20 protein-coding genes are annotated in these 18,543 nt (G+C 46.1%); 8 read left to right on the forward strand and 12 right to left on the reverse strand.

Translation table 11 applies throughout. From position 1 onward, the window contains the following. Positions 1-8: 8 nt before the first annotated feature. From uraD to xdhA, 4 genes are read right to left on the reverse strand one after another with little or no spacing between them, the layout of a single operon-like run. Positions 9-527, reverse strand: coding sequence for a 2-oxo-4-hydroxy-4-carboxy-5-ureidoimidazoline decarboxylase (gene uraD, locus ACXAGP_RS08900; protein WP_475260839.1), 519 nt, complete (start codon positions 525-527; stop codon positions 9-11). Continuing rightward, positions 524-1,357 (reverse strand): xanthine dehydrogenase accessory protein XdhC, encoded by an 834-nt coding sequence (xdhC, locus tag ACXAGP_RS08905; RefSeq protein WP_475260840.1) that lies wholly within the window; start codon positions 1,355-1,357, stop codon positions 524-526. The genes uraD and xdhC overlap by 4 nt, the downstream gene beginning before the upstream one ends. Continuing rightward, positions 1,354-3,711, reverse strand: a complete 2,358-nt coding sequence (gene xdhB / locus ACXAGP_RS08910) for a xanthine dehydrogenase molybdopterin binding subunit (RefSeq protein WP_475260841.1) — start codon at positions 3,709-3,711, stop codon at positions 1,354-1,356. The genes xdhC and xdhB overlap by 4 nt, the downstream gene beginning before the upstream one ends. Beyond that, a complete protein-coding gene (gene xdhA / locus ACXAGP_RS08915; RefSeq protein WP_475260842.1) occupies positions 3,704-5,191 on the reverse strand; it encodes a xanthine dehydrogenase small subunit in 1,488 nt (495 codons plus the stop codon). Before xdhA ends, xdhB begins: the two co-directional genes overlap by 8 nt. Positions 5,192-5,416: 225 nt before the next feature. Here xdhA and ACXAGP_RS08920 point away from each other — a divergent pair, with 225 nt between their 5' ends. The 4 genes from ACXAGP_RS08920 (at position 5,417) to ACXAGP_RS08935 (ending at position 7,902) form a co-directional block, all read left to right on the forward strand. Next, positions 5,417-6,064 carry a TetR family transcriptional regulator C-terminal domain-containing protein gene (locus ACXAGP_RS08920; RefSeq protein ID WP_475260843.1) on the forward strand — a complete coding sequence of 216 codons (648 nt, stop codon included), beginning with the start codon at positions 5,417-5,419 and terminating at the stop codon, positions 6,062-6,064. A 13-nt stretch (positions 6,065-6,077) separates the two neighbouring features. Next, positions 6,078-6,998: an allantoinase PuuE gene (puuE, locus tag ACXAGP_RS08925; protein ID WP_475260844.1), complete on the forward strand. Its 921-nt coding sequence runs from the start codon at positions 6,078-6,080 to the stop codon at positions 6,996-6,998. A gap of 220 nt (positions 6,999-7,218) precedes the next feature. After that, positions 7,219-7,473, forward strand: a complete 255-nt coding sequence (locus ACXAGP_RS08930; RefSeq protein ID WP_475260845.1) for a hypothetical protein — start codon at positions 7,219-7,221, stop codon at positions 7,471-7,473. A gap of 111 nt (positions 7,474-7,584) precedes the next feature. After that, the gene (locus tag ACXAGP_RS08935) at positions 7,585-7,902 is read left to right on the forward strand and encodes a hypothetical protein (protein WP_475260846.1); all 318 of its coding nucleotides are present in this window, start codon (positions 7,585-7,587) and stop codon (positions 7,900-7,902) included. A gap of 565 nt (positions 7,903-8,467) precedes the next feature. Here ACXAGP_RS08935 and ACXAGP_RS08940 read toward each other — a convergent pair. Beyond that, positions 8,468-9,451, reverse strand: coding sequence for a transposase (locus tag ACXAGP_RS08940; RefSeq protein WP_475260847.1), 984 nt, complete (start codon positions 9,449-9,451; stop codon positions 8,468-8,470). A gap of 122 nt (positions 9,452-9,573) precedes the next feature. On the opposite strand from ACXAGP_RS08940, the gene ACXAGP_RS08945 reads away from it, so the two are divergent. After that, complete coding sequence (locus ACXAGP_RS08945; RefSeq protein ID WP_475260849.1) at positions 9,574-10,062, forward strand: GNAT family N-acetyltransferase; 489 nt, start codon at positions 9,574-9,576, stop codon at positions 10,060-10,062. A gap of 209 nt (positions 10,063-10,271) precedes the next feature. Continuing rightward, positions 10,272-10,652, forward strand: a complete 381-nt coding sequence (locus ACXAGP_RS08950) for a hypothetical protein (RefSeq protein ID WP_475260850.1) — start codon at positions 10,272-10,274, stop codon at positions 10,650-10,652. Positions 10,653-10,744: 92 nt separating this feature from the next. Here the strand turns inward: ACXAGP_RS08950 and ychF are convergent, their stop codons facing one another. The 7 genes from ychF to ACXAGP_RS08985 form a co-directional block, all read right to left on the reverse strand. After that, the gene (gene ychF / locus ACXAGP_RS08955) at positions 10,745-11,836 is read right to left on the reverse strand and encodes a redox-regulated ATPase YchF (protein WP_475260851.1); all 1,092 of its coding nucleotides are present in this window, start codon (positions 11,834-11,836) and stop codon (positions 10,745-10,747) included. A 22-nt stretch (positions 11,837-11,858) separates the two neighbouring features. After that, complete coding sequence (gene pth / locus ACXAGP_RS08960) at positions 11,859-12,440, reverse strand: aminoacyl-tRNA hydrolase (protein ID WP_475260853.1); 582 nt, start codon at positions 12,438-12,440, stop codon at positions 11,859-11,861. A 5-nt stretch (positions 12,441-12,445) separates the two neighbouring features. Further along, positions 12,446-13,075, reverse strand: coding sequence for a 50S ribosomal protein L25/general stress protein Ctc (locus tag ACXAGP_RS08965; protein ID WP_475260855.1), 630 nt, complete (start codon positions 13,073-13,075; stop codon positions 12,446-12,448). Positions 13,076-13,312: 237 nt separating this feature from the next. Further along, positions 13,313-14,260, reverse strand: a complete 948-nt coding sequence (locus tag ACXAGP_RS08970; RefSeq protein ID WP_338292461.1) for a ribose-phosphate pyrophosphokinase — start codon at positions 14,258-14,260, stop codon at positions 13,313-13,315. A gap of 181 nt (positions 14,261-14,441) precedes the next feature. After that, the gene (ispE, locus tag ACXAGP_RS08975) at positions 14,442-15,308 is read right to left on the reverse strand and encodes a 4-(cytidine 5'-diphospho)-2-C-methyl-D-erythritol kinase (RefSeq protein ID WP_475260857.1); all 867 of its coding nucleotides are present in this window, start codon (positions 15,306-15,308) and stop codon (positions 14,442-14,444) included. A 16-nt stretch (positions 15,309-15,324) separates the two neighbouring features. Further along, positions 15,325-15,906: a lipoprotein insertase outer membrane protein LolB gene (lolB, locus tag ACXAGP_RS08980; protein WP_475260858.1), complete on the reverse strand. Its 582-nt coding sequence runs from the start codon at positions 15,904-15,906 to the stop codon at positions 15,325-15,327. A gap of 44 nt (positions 15,907-15,950) precedes the next feature. Next, positions 15,951-16,157, reverse strand: coding sequence for a hypothetical protein (locus ACXAGP_RS08985; RefSeq protein ID WP_475260860.1), 207 nt, complete (start codon positions 16,155-16,157; stop codon positions 15,951-15,953). Between the two features lie 15 nt (positions 16,158-16,172). On the opposite strand from ACXAGP_RS08985, the gene hemA reads away from it, so the two are divergent. Together hemA and prfA are read left to right on the forward strand one after the other, a co-directional pair. Beyond that, on the forward strand, positions 16,173-17,432 hold the full coding sequence (gene hemA / locus ACXAGP_RS08990; protein WP_475260861.1) for a glutamyl-tRNA reductase: 1,260 nt from the start codon (positions 16,173-16,175) through the stop codon (positions 17,430-17,432). Positions 17,433-17,449: 17 nt separating this feature from the next. Then, positions 17,450-18,538, forward strand: coding sequence for a peptide chain release factor 1 (prfA, locus tag ACXAGP_RS08995; RefSeq protein WP_475260862.1), 1,089 nt, complete (start codon positions 17,450-17,452; stop codon positions 18,536-18,538). Positions 18,539-18,543 lie beyond the last annotated feature (5 nt).

Genomic DNA, 18,543 nt, shown 5'->3' on the forward strand with positions numbered 1-18,543 from the left:
GAGGCTGGTCATAGTGCACCTTCCGTTTGCAATTGTTTGTTGATGCGCAGCAAAGTGATTTTCAACTGCTCTGCCGCAGCCAGTTTAATTTCGGTTTCTGTATTATTAGGCAGGCGGTGCTGCAGTATTTCCAGCATTTGCGCTGCTGATTTGCCCGTGGCAAACACAATAAAGATAAAACCGTGTTTATTCAGGTATTCGTGATTCAGCTGATGTAAGGTTTGCAGAGTTTGCTCGTCTGCTGCTTGTGTACCAGCTTGTTCGCCCGCCGCCGTATTTTTGGTGTTGGCAAACTTTTCCCGTAATGAATCCACGTTACCGATCATAGGGTGAGCTTCAAATGCTTGCAGATAGTCTTTGTTCCGGCATTGTTGCCAAAAGAGCTCTGCGTAGGTGCTAATTTGTGATGTGCTCTGAAACGGGCGCGCTGAAGTCATTTTTTGACACCAGCTTTGAGCGGCGCAGGTTTGCTCAAACCACTTAATACAGGCTTGCTCGTCCAGTTGGTTGAGTTCTTCTAGTGTCATACTGGCTCTTTACTCATGGTTGTTTGCTGAACCTGCTTATTGACAGGTAAATCGTCCTTTTGCTGATGTAGTAGCTGAGTGATTTGCGCGGCCATGGATATTGCCACCTCTATCGGGGTTTTTCCCGGCACGGCTCTTTCACCTACCGGGCTGACCATTTTGGCGATTTGTGCTTCACTTAAATCGCGTTGTTGCAATTTATAGCGAAAACGTTTCGCTTTGGTTTCAGAGCCGATTACGCCAACAAAATCAATATCATCTCTGGCTATGGCACATTTCACCAAATCAAAGTCCAATTGATGATTGTGAGTCATAATGAGTAGCAGCGTATTGGCGGGTAGTGCTTTAAGCTCACTTACCGGACAATCTGTGACAATAGTGCGCACGTTTTCCTGTAATCCTGTGGGGAATAGTTCGGCACGTTCGTCAATCCAATGCAGATTTAGTGGCAAGCGTTGTAGAATTGGCACCAGTTCATTGGCTACGTGTCCGGCACCAAATATCGCCAGGTTTTGGGTGTTCAATTGGTGGCTTTCCAGCAACACTTTGGCAAAACCGCCACAGCATTGGCCTAGTTTCGCCGCTAGAGGGTATTTTTCGGTTCGAATTGCTGTGTCGCTTGCTAAAAGCATCTCGCGAGCAGTACGCGTAACCAGGTGTTCTAAATGGCCACCGCCAATAGTGTCGAATGTTTGCTCAGAAGTGATGAGCATTTTCGCGCCACTATCACGGGGTACAGAGCCTTTGTGCTCTATCACGGTAGCCAGAACAAATGGGCTTTGTTTTTGCTGACAATGGCCGATGGCCTGCATCCAGTTTGTGATTTTCATCGCCCCAATACCTCACAAGTGAGCGCCTCTTCCGGCAATTGCTGAATGGCTTTTAACACTTTTTCTGCCGTGGCTGGCGGGTCTAATTTTGGATCCACTTTATAGTCGGTAAGACTGGATACCGCATCTTTCAGGGCACACCAGACACTCATGGCCAACATTAACGGCGGCTCACCCACGGCTTTAGAATGATAGATGCTATCTTCTTCATTAGGATGCGGGTATAAATCGACGTTGAATATCGCCGGAGTATCGCCGATAGCGGGAATTTTATAGGTGGCGGCATTGTTGCTTAACAATCGCCCTTGCTCATCCCACAGCAGCTCTTCGGTGGTGAGCCAGCCCATACCCTGGATAAATCCACCTTCAATCTGGCCAATGTCGATAGCCGGATTCAAGCTGGCGCCCACATCATGCAGAATATCCACACGGTCTACTTTGTATTCGCCGGTCAGGGTATCAACCGTGATTTCCGAAACGGATGCACCATTGGCAAAATAAAAGAAGGGACGGCCTTTGCCTGTGCTGCGGTCGTAATGGATTTTCGGAGTTTTATAAAACCCGGTAGAGGATAGCGATACTCTATTCATGTAAGCCAGCTGCACCAGATCAGGGAAGGGGATCTTCGCCTCACCCAAACTTACCACGCCATCTCTGAATTGTACCTCTTCACTGGCGCCACTGTGTTGCTCTGCCCAAAACTCCGCCAGGCGCTGTTTGATAGTAATGCAGGCGTTTTGCACCGCTTTACCATTGATATCAGTACCACTGGAGGCGGCCGTGGGTGAGGTATTGGGTACCTTGTCAGTACGTGTAGCGGTGACTTCAATAAAATCGGTATTCAGACCAAATTCATTGGCGGCAATTTGCTGTATTTTGGTATGTAAGCCTTGCCCCATCTCCGTACCACCGTGATTCACCTGCACGCTGCCATCCGTGTATACGTGCACCAGCGCACCCGCCTGATTTAAGTGTTTAGCAGTAAATGAAATACCAAATTTCACCGGAGTTAGCGACAGGCCTTTTTTAAGAATGGGGTTGTTTTGATTGAATTGTTTGATGTCCTCACGACGCTGCCAATAATCGGAAGACTCAACCAGCTTTTCGATAAGATCTGGCAGGTTGAAGTGCTCTATGGTCATGCCATATTGCGTGGTGTTTCTGCCTTCTCCACCATATAAATTGCGCTGGCGTATGGTGAGAGGATCTTCGCCGGTTTTACGAGCAATCGCTTCAATCATGGCTTCGGCTAATACCATACCTTGCGGACCACCAAATCCACGAAACGCAGTATGCGATACGGTATCGGTGCGACAGCGATAACCGACAATATCGGCATCTGCCAGATAATAGGCGTTGTCACAGTGAAACATGGCCCGGTCAACTATGGCTTCTGAAAGGTCTGCCGAGTGACCGCACAGACCATTAATTCTGGCTTGAGTAGCCTTTATAAGGCCATTGTCGTCGGTAGCGACGGTAAAACTGTTGTCAAAAGGATGGCGTTTCCCGGTAAGCATCATGTCCTGCATTCGAGGGACCCTGAGCTTCACCGGACGCTGATTGCGCATCGCTAACACGGCAGCAATACAGGCCCATTGGGCGGCTTGGGTTTCTTTACCGCCAAAACCGCCGCCCATACGGCGCATATCAACGGTTACCTTATGCAGTTTGATATCCAATACCTCTGCCACCAGCTTTTGCACTTCACTTGGGTGTTGCGAGGAGGTGTAAACGGTAATGCGATCTTCTTCTTCCGGTATCGCCAGCGCTATCTGCCCCTCCAGATACATATGCTCCTGGCCACCAATACTGACTTCACCCGAGATAAGATGTTCGGCAGCTTCAGCTGCAATTTCATAGTCACCTTGCTGCATGGCGTGGGTAGGACGCACAAAGTTCTGCTTTAAATGAGCGCTATGGATATCCAGTTCAGGCGTTTCAGATTCTACTTCAAGCGTGCCTTTGAGTGCAGCCTTGCGGGCCTGATTGACCGAGGTGGCTAATACCGCGCACCAAGGCTGGCGGTGAAACAACACCTGTTTATCCGCCAGGATAGGATCGCCATCAAACACCGGAGCGATATCCACATGACCGGGAATGTCATCAGTGGTGATCACATCACAAACCCCCTCGCTTTCTCGGATGGCTGCGGTGTCTTTACTCAGTATTTTACCTTTTGCCACCATGCTCATGGCTACTGCAGCATGCAATAAACCAGTAGGCTCGGGCAAGTCATCAATATAGCGGGCCTTGCCGGTTACATGGCGTTCTGCGCTTTCGTGCTGTTTATTGCTACCGACAGTTTTATTTTGGAAAACCGGGGTATATTGTGGATTGTCGATTAATTTACGCATGTTGCATGACCCTCAGTTCCGCTTGAGTTTGGTTATTGGATTCCAACCAGAAGCGCTGCCATAAGTTAACTAACATGGTTTTTCGGTATTGTGCCGATGCTCTGACATCATCAATGGGCGTAAAGGCATCTGCCAGAATGGTTTTGCCTTGTTTCATGGTATCCATATTCCAGGCTTTGCCTGTAACCGCTTGCTCCAATGCACTGCAAACTGCTGGCACTGCCGCCACACCACCAAAGCCGGTGGATAAGGACTTAACTACACCCTGTTCAAGCGTGATATTAAACACGGCGCACACCGCTGAAATATCATCTTCAAAGCGCTTCGATATTTTGTAGGCACGCAAACACCCCTCTGTTGCGCCGTTCTCCTGCGGTAAAGGAATACGGATATCGCTGAGCCATTCACCTTCATTTAAAGCGGTCTTTTTATAATCCAGGAAAAATTCAGACACCGGAATGGTGCGTTGCTGCTCACCATTGTCCAGTGTCAGTTGGGCATTTAAGGCCAGTAATACAGGTGGTGTATCGCCAATGGGGGAGGCGTTGGCGACATTACCGCCTAATGTTCCCTGGTTGCGTATAGGCAGTGAACCTAAGCGAGCCAACAATTCTTCGAGTTCAGGATAATAGTGCAGTAGTTTATCCTGCAATTTGCTGTAGGTAACTGCCGCGCCAATCACAAGCTGCTGGTCTTGCTCTTCAATACGGTTCAGCTCCGGCACATAGCGAGTGCTGATGAGTTGCGGCAATTGTTTATATTGCTGGGTAACTTCCAGTGCCAGATCGGTACTGCCGGCCACTAATCGGGCTTGCGGATACTTTGCCAGCAAATCGGCCAGAGCTGCTCTGCTGTCGGGCAGGTGCAGTCCATCGGTGCCTGAGTTTTGCGGCAGGGCTTTTAAACTATCAACCGTTGCAGCGGAATTAGCACTAAATTTATCCGCTGAGGGGGCCTCACAGGCATCCAGCGCGGCGTCAATAATAGGGCGATAACCAGTGCAGCGGCATAGGTTACCAGATAAGGCGTTGTCGATTTGATGGCGATTAAGCTCTGCGCTCGAACCAGATTGCTCCTGGCTTTCTCGAGATTTGTGACTTTCTCGAGATTTATATAGGGAAAACATCGACATCACAAACCCAGGAGTACAAAAACCGCATTGCGAGCCGTGTTTGTCCACCATTGCTTGCTGCACCGGGTGTAGCGCATTACCATCAGCCAGATGTTCTACGGTAATAAGCTGTTTGCCATCTAGTGCCGATAAGAAGGTAATACAACTGTTGATGGCGCGATATTCAAGACCATTTTGACTGTCGTTTAGCTCGGCTAATACCACAGTGCAGGCGCCACAATCTCCGGAGCCACATCCTTCTTTGGTGCCACACAGTGATTGATTTTCTCTTAACCACTCCAATACGGTGCAATTATTATCAATCTTGCTAATATGGACCAGTTCATTATTCAGCATAAAGCTGATCATCTTGAGCCTCCGGGATAAAAATTATTTGCAAAACCTGACCATCTGGTCAATATATTGGTATTTATCCCGTCATGCAAGTGAGTAAAGATTATAGTTATGCGTGAAAAAGGAATAACTATGCTGCTGCCTGCATTTCAGGGGTGTTAAGCATATTATTATGGCTCTTTTTTATGAGTTTGCTGAAAAGGTTTTCAGTAATTGGAATTGAAATCAGAGGAAAAACGAGTGCTAGTGCAACAAAGCGTCAAAAAGAACGTTAAAGGCAGTGTCCGGCAAGCCAATCATGGCAAAATTATCAAAGCTGCAGTAACGGTATTTGCCAACAAAGGTTATCAAGGCGCCACCGTACAGGAAGTGGCAGAGCAGGCGGGTTTACCCAAAGCCAACGTATTGTATTACTTTAAATCCAAGCAAGGAATTTACGAGGCGGTATTAAGCGATATTTTATCCTTGTGGAACTCTAGTTTTGATCACGCCACGCCAGAGGACGACCCGGCGGAAGCGTTATCCCGTTACATTCGAGAAAAACTGGAAATCTCTCGTACTAATCCTGAAGCCTCCAAAATTTTCGCCATGGAAATGATCAAAGGAGCTGAGCAGCTATCCGATGAAATAAAGGCGGGTATGGTGTCTTGGTTTGATGCGCGGATCGCCATCATTCGCCAATGGATAAAACAAGGCAAAATGGCGGATGTGGACCCGGCCATGTTGATGTTCCATATCTGGGCAACCACCCAGCATTACGCAGATTTCTCAGCTCAGATCACCATTTTGAAAGACGGTAAAGCCCTGAACAAAAGAGGTTTTCAGGAAGTTGGGGATTACCTTTGCCAGTCCATTTTGAGCAGTTGTGGCTTAACGCCTAGTAAATAATAAGAGGCGTTGCATGTCAGAACATTCGAAAGATAAGAACTATCCCCGCGATTTAGCTGGTTACGGTGCTAATCCGCCAGATGCCAATTGGCCGGGCGGGGCGCAAATCGCTGTTCAGTTCGTGCTTAACTATGAAGAAGGCGGTGAAAACTGCGTGCTACATGGGGACGAGCATTCGGAAATCTTTCTCTCGGAAATCATTGGCGCCCAGGCCTATCAAGACCGACATCTGTCCATGGAATCTATCTACGAATACGGTAGCCGTGCTGGTTTCTGGCGCTTGCATCGCTTGTTTCTGGAACATCAAATTCCCATCACTGTTTTTGGGGTGACCATGGCAATGCAGCGCAATCCCGATGCGGTTGAAGCCATGCTAAAAGCCGATTGGGAAATCGCCAGCCATGGCCTGCGCTGGATACATTACCAAGACATGCCCATCGAAGAAGAGCGGCAACAAATCGATCAAGCAATCAAGCTACATGCTCAGCTTACCGGTAAAGCCCCGGTTGGCTGGTATACCGGCCGCACCAGCCCTAACACGTTAAAACTGATATCCGAACGGGATGATATTCTTTATTGTGCCGACAGCTACGCTGATGACTTGCCTTATTACGATTGCCACTACGACAAACCGCTATTAATGGTGCCCTATACCCTGGACACCAACGATATGCGCTTCGCTACACCGCAGGGCTTTAATAGCGGTGAGCAATTCTTTCAATACCTCAAAGACGCCTTTGACGTGCTCTACGCCGAAGGGCAAATGCAACCCAAAATGCTCTCTATCGGCCTGCATAACCGCATTATCGGCCGACCCGCCAGATTCGCCGCACTACAGCGCTTTGTGGAGTACGTAAAAAGTAAAGAGCATGTCTGGCTGTGCACTCGTGAGCAGATTGCGAGGCATTGGCTGGCAGAACATCCGTTGAAGTAAAATATTTTTTTATCAAAGCGAGCTTGCACAATTTTTGCTTTGATAGACGACATTTGTCGCTTTTCTACAAACGAGTAACCGCTATTGATTCTAAGACCTTGTATTTACAGGGATAAAAATTAGGCTTAAAGTACCACTACGTTAAAAAACGACAATTGTCCTGTTTTTGTTGGACATTTGTCGTCTATAAAGATGTTATATGCCTAGTGAGGCCAATTAAATGCAAGTGCCTTGGATTGAAGGAATCGTCAAAAAGTGGTCTTTGGACAATCCTGATGAAGAGCTGTATGAGCTGCTGATTCACAATGAAAAGACTGTCATATCTACCTATGGTCGGTTCGCACATTCGAGTGGTTCATATAAAGTTACGTGGCAAGAGTTTATGGCAGGTAAACTTGATGAATTGGTGTTAAAAACCATGGGGGCAAAAACCTTGCAAGAAGCAAAAGAGTTCATTAGAAAACATGGCATATAACAAAGCAAATAAAACGGACACACCTCGCTGGCTGCCCTCGTGCCTCGGCAAGTATAGCCAACTCGGCTTAGCCGCTTATTTGAAAAGTTATAAGCCAAGAAGGAACTTCGGGTGAAAAAATTAATTTCTCTGCTTTTTTTCGCATTAGTGTTTTTCGGTGCTGGTTCTTTGTTCGGCAAGTATTATTTCATCACCAAAGATGTTCGTACACTAAACGCAACAGTAGCCGTAGAAACAAAATCTGGTAAAAAAGGCTCTATTCCAGTAGGTACAGAACTGCACTTTCACTCTTCTGCTCACAGAAAAACTAAGTACTTTGTATTTATTGAGCTTTCGGACTCTGAAGTCGCTAAAATGGTAAGTAAAGACAAAGTTAATCATCAAAGAGGCATTCGGCCTCTAGCAAGCACAGGTGAAAATGGCTTATAACAAGGCAAATCAAACAGGACAAATCCTCGCTGGCTCCCCCTCATTCTTCGGGTAGTATAGCCAGCAAGCAATTGCCATTTATTTACGACGTTAAAAAGCTAGGAGAAGCAAAGGTACTACTTGGAAGCTCTCAGGCGTTATAACTACTGGTTATTTATACAGATTCATATAGAAAGAAACAGGCTTGAGCGTGATTAATTTTCATGCTATTCCTTTTCACTCCGAGATGTCGTTTAATAGCGGAGCATTCAAAAAGACATCTCGGAGACGAAAAGGTAAGGCGATAAATCAACTCAGCATTCACCTTTGTCTTGTCTAATTAAAATATATAAAAGAAATATATAAAAGACACCCATCTTAATACTCTCTTGCTTTATACAATCTGTTTCTATTGATGGCTTGTCGTAGTTATTGCAGGAAGTTCTTCAAATGAGTCTTTCGTATCTGGATTTGAGCGTATTAGAAGAGATTTAAGATTACGGGGAACTTTAAAGATCGGATTTCAGGCGCGTGTCTGCCTTACCACGCAGTAATCTAGTTATATTCAAACTACCTTGTTCTTGAATCAGCCAAATAGTCGAATGGAGGCGCTCTTATCCTTGAGTCGTTTTAGATTGTGTCTTTGCCGATAGGCCTCCAGATAAGTTTCTCCACCTGCAGCATGATGAAAACAACCCTCAAATTGAGTAGTGAGTTCTTGCCACTGTGTCATCTTTAGATTGAGTCTTTCCAGAATAGCCGGAGTTGAACTCTCAATTGTTCCTCGCTTGTCTGGCAGGATGGCTCTGCCAGTGAAATCCACCAGTTCCAGATAGTCAGTTAAATGAAAAGGTAAACCATGTGGCATCTTTTCTCTGATATTCCCGGCAAAACGCATCAGAAATTTCGGCGATTTCCCCTCTTTAGCTGCATTAAAGCGATATTGAATACTGGTATGGTCAGACTGTTCCGGGGTTTTCGCCATCTTGGCTCTGATGGGGTTTAAATCTACATAAGCCATACAAGCCGCCAATGCGGCTTCATCCAACAATGCTTGAGATTTGAATCGGCCTTCCCAGAAACGTCCAGTACACTCATCTTCCTTATTTGCTTCCCTGGCGATGTGTTCATTGAGGCAACGCATGAACCAGCTGATATCCGTTAGTCGTTGTCGCCAGATATTCGCTGTTTCCTCAACGGTCAAAATCTGAGATTCAATCATCTGTTGACGCTGCTGTGGATTTAGATATTGCTGGCTCAGTAAGGTTCCTTTATGCAACTGATGCCAGCGGCGAATCACTTCTTCCGTGTTCCAGCTATCTGATAACTCTTTGTGTATGTGCAATACCAGGTGAGTGTGGTTACTCATCACGGCATAGGCACACACATCAATGGCAAATACTTGTGATAATAAGTGAATGCGGTCCTGTACCCACTGCCGACGATGTTCGTAGCTTACTCCGGTAAGCTTGTCTTCCCCACACAAAAACGCTCTGCGCACACAGCGAGAAACACAGTGGTAGTAGGGAGTATCTTCTAGACTAATTTGGGCCTTCCTGGCTTTTGGCATAACGACTCCTCCTGAGCACTCAATTCAAATCCCATTTTGCACGAATGAAACAAAATAGAAACTGTACTGAAGTACAGTTATGATGGGTGTCTCAATAGTTAAATAGTACCAAGGAGGGTCATTTGATCCGCTTTGCAACTTCAAAGGATGCCAGTGTTTTGGCGGCGCTTGCGATGCAAGTGTGGTTGGAAACCTATGCAAAAGACGGTGTAACAGAAGAGCACGCAAAATACGTTTTCTCGTCATTTACGCCTCAATTATTTGAGAAACTTATCAACTCATCAAGCCACAAAGTCATTGTGGTATGCAGTGGTGAGGTTTTGGCTGGGCTGGCAGTAATCAATTTAGAATCACACTATCAAACTGAAGAGCATGGCTTTGAAATTGAGCGCCTCTATATACATCCCGGTTACAGAAAGGCTGGATATGGCCGTGCGATATTCTGTTTTATTAGCGAGCAAATTGGCACCCGATTTTGGCTTTATACCTGGATCGAAAATGACTCTAACACATTCTATGAGCGATTAGGCTTTATTAAGATTGGAGAGCATAGTTTCTATTTTGCTGCACAGGAAGTGGAGAATAATGTTTATACCTATATAGGGTCCTGATATCCGTCAACCACTGCTACAACGTTAAACATGCAAGAATATAAGGACACTCAAAATTTCTAGTGGCTGCTGCCTTGTTAATTTTCTTCTCGTGAGTTTTTGATTCTAACGCTACATCGCAAAAATAATAGCAAATAGAAACTCTTCTTTAGTAAAGTTATGATGGGTGTCTCAATAGATAAATCATGTAACGGGATCGTGTGATCAAGATGGAAGCACAAAGATTAGAAGAGAATACTGAAGTTACTGCAGTGGCGAATAATAAGGAAAAGAATGAGTCGCTTACTACGGAGTTGCATTTTGAGCTACTGAAACAATACGCCTGGCTTGCATCAGCGCTTATCGGTGGAATTATCGTTCTTGTGCAATTGAAGGTTGTGGCGGTCGGAAATGACGTTTATATACCATCCATACTGTTGGGTGTATCGATATTTATCTCACTTATGGGGCAGGATCATATAGTTGATTCACTGCTTGAAGGCAAAGATATATATACAATTGCTAAGATTTTGAAGTTGATGAGACACGCTTCTTTGGGGTGTCTGGGCATGGGCGCAGGGTATTTTGCAGCAGGTATATTGTTTGTCTGATGCAGTAATCCGGGTTCAGGAACCAAAGAGCACTTTGACTCACAAACAAAAAAAGGCGGTATCAAACCGCCTTTTTAGTATCTGTATTCAGACTACACGTTAAATCTGAAGTGGATAACGTCGCCGTCTTTAACCAGGTATTCTTTTCCTTCCAGGCGCCATTTGCCTGCTTCTTTGGCTCCGGATTCACCGTTACAAGCGACATAGTCGTCGTAACCGATAACTTCAGCGCGGATAAAGCCTTTTTCAAAGTCAGTGTGGATTTTACCTGCGGCTTGCGGGGCAGTGGATCCTTCAGGATAAGTCCAGGCGCGCACTTCTTTAACACCGGCAGTAAAGTAAGTTTGTAGCGTCAGCAGGCTGTAACCACCGCGGATTACACGGTTCAGGCCTGGCTCGTCTAAGCCCATTTCTTCCATAAACTCGGCTTTTTCTTCATCGTCCAGTTCGGCGATTTCAGATTCGATAGCAGCACACACGGGTACTACAACTGCGTTTTCTTCTGCGGCGATTTCACGCACTTTATCCAGGTATGGATTGTTTTCAAAGCCATCTTCATTAACGTTAGCAATGTACATTGTGGGCTTCAGCGTCAGGTAATTCATGTAGTTGATGGCGGCGGCTTCTTCTTTGCTTAGCGATAAAGAGCGCAATGCTTTGCCTTCGTCCAGGTGAGGTTTTACCTTTTCCAGTACGGTCATTTCGAACTTAGCGTCTTTGTCACCGCCTTTGGCGCGCTTACCTACACGGATAAGGGCTTTTTCGGTGGTTTCTAAATCAGCCAGTGCCAGTTCGGTATTAATAACGTCAATGTCGTCTTGTGGGCTAACTTTACCGGAAACGTGCACGATGTTGTCGTTTTCAAAACAGCGTACTACGTGGCCAATAGCGTCCGTTTCACGGATGTTAGCCAGGAATTTATTGCCTAAACCTTCACCTTTGGAGGCACCAGCCACCAAGCCTGCGATATCCACGAATTCCATGGTGGTGGCAATCACTTTTTGCGGCTTGACGATTTCTGCCAGCTTATCCAGACGTAAATCCGGAACTGGTACCACACCCGTGTTGGGCTCGATGGTACAGAAAGGGAAGTTTGCTGCTTCGATACCCGCTTTAGTCAGCGCGTTAAACAGTGTTGATTTACCTACATTTGGCAGGCCAACGATGCCACATTTAAAACCCATTGTTTTTCCTTTATCAGCAGAGTTAGCCTTTAAATGAATGCAAACGATTCATCGCGGCTTTAATATCTTGTTTAAATAGTATATCGATGCAGCGCGTTGCTTCATCTATGGCAGCATCGATTTTGTTTTGATCTTCAGCAGACGCTTTACCCAGCACATGCCCGGTAACTCTGTCTTTTGAGCCCGGATGGCCAATGCCCACGCGCAGACGCAGAAAATCTTTGTTATTGCCTAAGGCTTTGACAATATCACGGATGCCGTTTTGGCTGGAACTGCCGCCTTGTTTGAACTTAACGATACCGGGATCGAGATCCAGTTCGTCAAAAGCTACTAACAGATTGTCTGGTTGGTATTTATAAAAGTTCATTACCGCACCCACCGATTGACCACTTTTATTCATGTAGGTCGTGGGGATGAGCAAACGAACGTCCTGACCGGCGATAATACCGCGCCCGGTTAAACCAAAAAATTTGTTATCAGCTTTTAGAGGGATGTTTGATTGTCGAGCCAGTTGTTCTACTACCCAACTGCCCGCATTATGGCGTGTGTTTTGATATTCGGGGCCTGGATTGGCCAGGCCCACGATAAGACGAATATCTGACAAGCAGATTATTCCTCTGTAGTCTCTTCTTCTGCGTCGTCTTCAGCAGCACCGCCTTTAGCAGCCTTAACTGTTACGATAGCAACGTCATGGCCTTCACCTTTGGCAAGCTCAACTGAAGAAACACCTTCTGGCAATTTGATGTCAGAAAGGTGAACAGTTTGACCTAACTCAACGTCCATCAAGTCAACTTCGATGAACTCAGGCAGGTTAGCTGGCAAACAGCTGATTTCGATGTCAGCTACATGGTGCTCAGCGTGACCGCCATGGGTCTTGATTGAAGGTGCCGCATCTTCGTTGATGAAGTGCAGAGGCACGTTAGTGGTTAAAGCGTGAGTTGCGTCAACACGTAAGAAGTCTAAGTGCATGATCTTAGGCTTGTACGGGTGACGTTGCATGTCTTTAACCAAAGCTTCAACTTTTTCGCCACCGATGTTCAGTGTTAAAACGTGAGAATAGAAAGCTTCAAACTCTTGCGCCTGGAAAACTTTGTTATGAGCTAAAGTTAAGGCTACTGGTTCTTTGTCGGCACCGTAAAGGATCGCAGGTACTTTATCAGCGTGACGAAGGCGGCGGCTCGCACCTTTCCCTAAGTCTGTTCTGACTTCTGCATCCAGATTAAAAATTGCTTCTGGCATAAATTACTCCAATGTATCAAATAAATTTACGAAAACTTCGCGACCAAAATTTTCGTCGAATGCCCGATTTATTAATTAAAATCGGACTCACCCTCAAAAAAGGGCGGCGAATTCTAACATTAGCGAATGGGCAGCACAATCAATACTTTGATAAATATAGGAATAATTACGGAGATAATGGGTGTGAGGGTAAACAAGCGGCTCGTTTGGTACGAACCGCTGAAAACAAATCAGTTTTTAGTGATCAAACATCGCAGAGATAGATTCTTCGTTGCTTAAACGACGAATCGCTTCCGCTAACATCTTAGATAAACCTAACTGCTTAACTTTGCTCACTTTCTGCATGGCAGGAGACAGTGGAATACTGTCGGTGATGACGATTTCATCAATCACGGAGTTTTCCAGGTTAGCCGCTGCATTGCCTGAGAAAATAGCGTGCGTGGCGTACGCATAAACGCGATTTGCGCCGTGTTGTTTAAGGGCTTCTGCCGCTTTTGCCAGCGTACCACCAGTGTCAATCATGTCGTCCACGATAATACAATCGCGACCTTCAACTTCCCCGATGATGTGCATTACCTGGGCAACGTTGGCTTTTGGACGACGCTTATCGATAATAGCCAGGTCCACATCATTCATCAGCTTGGCAACGGCACGTGCGCGCACAACACCACCGATATCGGGCGAAACTACAACCGGGTTGTTGAAATCACGCTTGCGCATATCTTCCAGCAGGATAGGGGTACCGAAAGCATTATCTACAGGCACATCGAAGAAGCCCTGGATCTGCTCAGCGTGTAAATCGATAGTTAATACGCGATCAACACCGACATTAGATAAGAAGTCTGCTACCACTTTAGCGGTAATAGGAACACGCGCTGAACGAACCCGACGGTCCTGGCGAGCATAACCAAAGTAAGGAATAACGGCGGTGATCCTGCCTGAAGATGCACGCCGTAACGCGTCGACCATCACAATCAGTTCCATCAGGTTGTCGTTGCAAGGTGCACAAGTGGACTGAATGATGAAAACATCCGCGCCCCTAACGTTCTCATGGATTTCGACACTGATCTCACCATCGCTGAATCGGCCAACACTTACGTGACCTAGTTTTGTGTATAGTCTGTCAGCGACTTTTTGCGCCAGGTCAGGCGTCGCATTACCGGCAAAAAGCTTCATATCGGGCACTACGTTTTTCCTCAGAAAAGTAGGTGGAGTGCATTGATCTATTATAGGGTAAGTAAACGTATTACGTGTGTGTGTCCCGACCCTAAATGCAACAACTCCGTTTTAATGTAATTGTGTTATGGTCGGGTAAGCGTGACTTTTCGCCAATCGTTCATGGTAAAAACCTGCTGCCAACTCGGTTTTAAACTTCGGGAACGGCTTGATTTAATCGCGCTTCAAGAGGCGAAGTAGCGCAACCTTGCGCGATAAAACCCGAGCAATACTCAGGTAAATCAAACAGAGCTTTCTGTGCGCTTTCCGGGTCATTAAATACACCGAAAATGCTCGCTCCTGTCCCCGTCATTCTTGACGGCGCGTATTGTAACAACCACTGTAATGATTTTGCAATAACTGGATACTTTTTGCTTACCAGCGCCTGGCAATCATTGTGTGTGTGCTCAAATTGATAGCTTTGGCATTGAATTAAAGGGGTATTGCGAGGTAAATCCGGGGCACCGAATACCTCTGCGGTAGACACATGTACACCAGGGTTTACTACCAAATAGGTTTTCATGGGGATATTGGCAATTTCAAATTGCTCACCGACACCACGGGCAAAAGTGGTTTTACCATTAACAAATACCGGGACATCGGCACCCAATTGTAATCCCAAGGTTAACAATTGTTGCTTCGATAGTCCGCATTGCCACAAATGATTAAGCGCCACTAATGTTGTCGCTGCATTAGAGGAGCCGCCACCGATACCGCCTCCCATGGGCAACTGTTTATCAATTTCTATCCTACAACCTTGTTTGGTTGCGGAAACTGACTGTAATAGTCGAGCGGCTTTAACAATAAGGTTGTCTTCATGTGCTACACCGGGAAACAAAGTCTCCAGGGTAATATCTGAGGAGTCGGTAATATTGAAGTGCAGTAGATCCCCTTTATCGAGGATTTGAAACAATGTCTGTAACTCGTGGTAACCATCTTCTCGGCGACCATTAATGTGCAGGAATAAGTTTAGCTTGGCCGGGCTTGGCCAGTTTCGAGAGACGTTTTGCTGATTCATAAATTGCTGTAATACTTTACTGGCTGTCAAAAGACCATTCACTGATGCGCAATTTTAACTGCAAATCATCTTTACTCAACACCAGGTTGTGGGGCAGTGCGGTCCCGGAAAAAACTTTGTAGTTTTGGTATTTTACTCGCCACCCTGTGACTGTAGAAAAAGACCAGATCCGGCCTGTTTCATCGCGTTTAAGTTCGCTTACCGCGATACTATCCGGATTCAGGCGGCCTGATATCCAATATTTAAAATCCGCTACCGGAATTTGCCACCCGGTTTTTTCATAGATGAGTCGCTCGGCGTTGCTGTCAGTATAGGTATTAGCATCGACTTCCAATAGTACCCGACCATTAGTCTGCTCCATGAACAACAACGTGCCACCGATCAATTTAGATAGGCGCAATTGATAGTCTTGCTGTTGTTGCTGCCAATCCAGGAATGCGCTGAATTTTTCTTCTGGTGATTTAAAAGCGATACGGCCTTCTACCTGCCAGTTTTGTGGAAATTTACCTGATGACGATGCTTGTTGATAACTGGTTTTAGGGGGGGTAGCACAGGCTGACAATATCAATATTAAGCTTAACAGCAGCAGTTTTCGCAAAATAATCATTCCGGATGTGAATTGACTCAATTGAGACAGGCTAATTATAAAGAAGCAAGGTTAGCGCAGAACAGGCGTTTTATACCACCCAAAATTTGTATCCATTGCGTTAATCTGATTTTTAAATGCACTGAATTAACTATTTCGTATTGAGGTTCAGCTTTGAGTACTTTTAAATACCCTTGGATTTGCGTAAAATGTCGCGCCTTTTGCGCTGTCGCCAGTTTGGCGGTGGTTTTAACCAGAAACATTAAAATCGGGATTCGATGTCGCTACTCACCATAGGCGTTAACCATGATACTGCTCCTGTCGAGATTCGGGAGAAGGTCGCCTTTTCACCAGAGCTATTGCTGGAAGCTTTAACCGAGCTCGGTGAGCAAGAGCAGGTGAACGAGAGCGTGATCCTGTCTACCTGTAATCGAACAGAGCTTTATATTGATGTGGATGACATCAATAAAGATGCGCTAGTGAAGTGGCTTGCAGATTTTCATTCTCTGCCGTTGGCAGAACTGAATGAAATGATTTATTCCCATACCGAAGTGGCCGCCGTTGAACACCTTATGTCGGTAGCCAGTGGGTTAAACTCATTAATTTTGGGCGAGCCACAAATTCTGGGGCAATTAAAACAAGCTTATACCAGTGCCAAACATGTCGGCACCGTTTCGGGTAATTTTGAGCGATTATTTCAGACAGTGTTTGCTGCAGCTAAGCGGGTGCGCACTGAAACTGACATCGGTGAAAATGCGGTTTCTGTGGCGTTTGCGGCTGTGCAGTTAGCTAAACATATCTTTACCGATGTGAGTAAGAGTAAGGTATTGCTGATTGGTGCTGGTGAGACCATCGAGCTTGTAGCAAAACATCTCGCTGACCAAGGCGTAGGGCAAATGGTGGTGGCAAACCGAACCTTGTCACGTGGTCAGGAGCTAGCGGCGCAATTCGATGCGAGCACGATAACTCTGTCGCAGTTACACACTCGTCTTGCTGAAGCGGATATCGTGATAAGTTCTACTGCCAGCCAGTTGCCTCTGGTGGGCAAAGGTATGGTGGAAACCGCTCTAAAACAGCGTCGATATAAACCCATGTTGTTGATTGACCTGGCGGTTCCCAGAGATATTGAAGAAGAATGTGAAGAATTAGATGGGGCGTATCTGTACACGGTAGATGATTTGCAAAGTATCGTGGCACAAAACGTAGCCTCAAGGCAGAAAGCCGCCGATGAAGCCAAAGCCATGATCGCAGATGAAGTGGCAAAATGGGTTTCGTGGCAAAATCGTCAGCAACACAGTGATTTGATCAAGCAATTGCGGACCAATCACGAAATCGAAAAACAGAAATTATTGCAACGTGCAAAAAACTTATTAAGCGAGGGCGCAGAGCCTGAATCGGTGCTGACCGAACTGGCCAACAAGCTAACTAACGCCCTCAGTCACGCGCCAACTCACGCCATAAAAAAGGCGGCGGAAGAGCAGGATACGACACTGCTTAAAAAATTGTCAGAAGCGTATAAACTAGAAACTAATAAATAGAAGAGAAATCACTGCTCATGAAAGCATCTGTAATTACAAAATTAGAAACCCTGATGGAACGTTTTGAAGAAATTCAGGTGATGCTTAGCGCACCCGAAATCATTGCCGATCAAGATAAGTTCCGTGCGCTTTCCAAGGAGTATTCTCAGTTAGAAGAAGTCGTTAAATGCTTTAAATCCTGGCAACAGGCAGAAGAAGACCTGGCAACCGCACAAGAGATGCTGCAAGAAAGCGATCCAGAAATGCAGGAAATGGCACAGGAAGAGTATCAGGAAGCCAAAGCTAGCATTGCTGAGCTAGAGCAGGAATTACAAATTTTACTTTTACCCAAAGATCCCAACGACGATATGAGCTGCTTTTTGGAGATCAGAGCTGGGGCTGGCGGTGACGAAGCGGCTATTTTTGCCGGTGATTTGTTCCGTATGTACAGCCGTTATGCGGAAAAGCAGGGCTGGCGCATCGAGACCATCAGTGCCAATGAAGGTGAACATGGTGGTTACAAAGAGGTTATCGCCAATCTGGTGGGGGATGGCGCTTACGGCATCATGAAGTTCGAATCTGGCGGCCACCGCGTACAGCGTGTTCCTGAGACTGAATCACAAGGTCGCATTCACACTTCTGCCTGTACCGTAGCGGTGTTGCCTGAAATCCCTGAATCCGAAGCTATAGAGATTAATTCGGCTGATCTGCGCATTGATACCTTCAGGGCCAGTGGTGCCGGTGGTCAGCACGTTAATAAAACAGACTCTGCTATCCGCTTAACTCACATACCCACAGGGCTTGTGGTGGAGTGTCAGGATGAGCGTTCTCAACATAAAAACCGCGCTAAAGCCATGTCAGTACTGCAAGCTCGCTTGAACCAAATTGAAGAAGAAAAGCGCGCTGCTGAAGAAGCCAGTACCAGACGCAGCTTGGTGGGCAGTGGTGATCGCTCGGAGCGTATCCGCACGTACAATTTCCCGCAAGGCAGATTAACCGACCATCGCATTAACTTAACCCTATATAAGTTGGACGATGTTATTGAAGGTGACCTGGATGCGGTATTAGAGCCTATCCGACAGGAGCATCAGGCTGACTTATTGGCCTCATTGTCCGACGAATCTTAAGTTTG

It is taken from the genome of Planctobacterium sp. AWM4_229, from assembly GCF_056160305.1.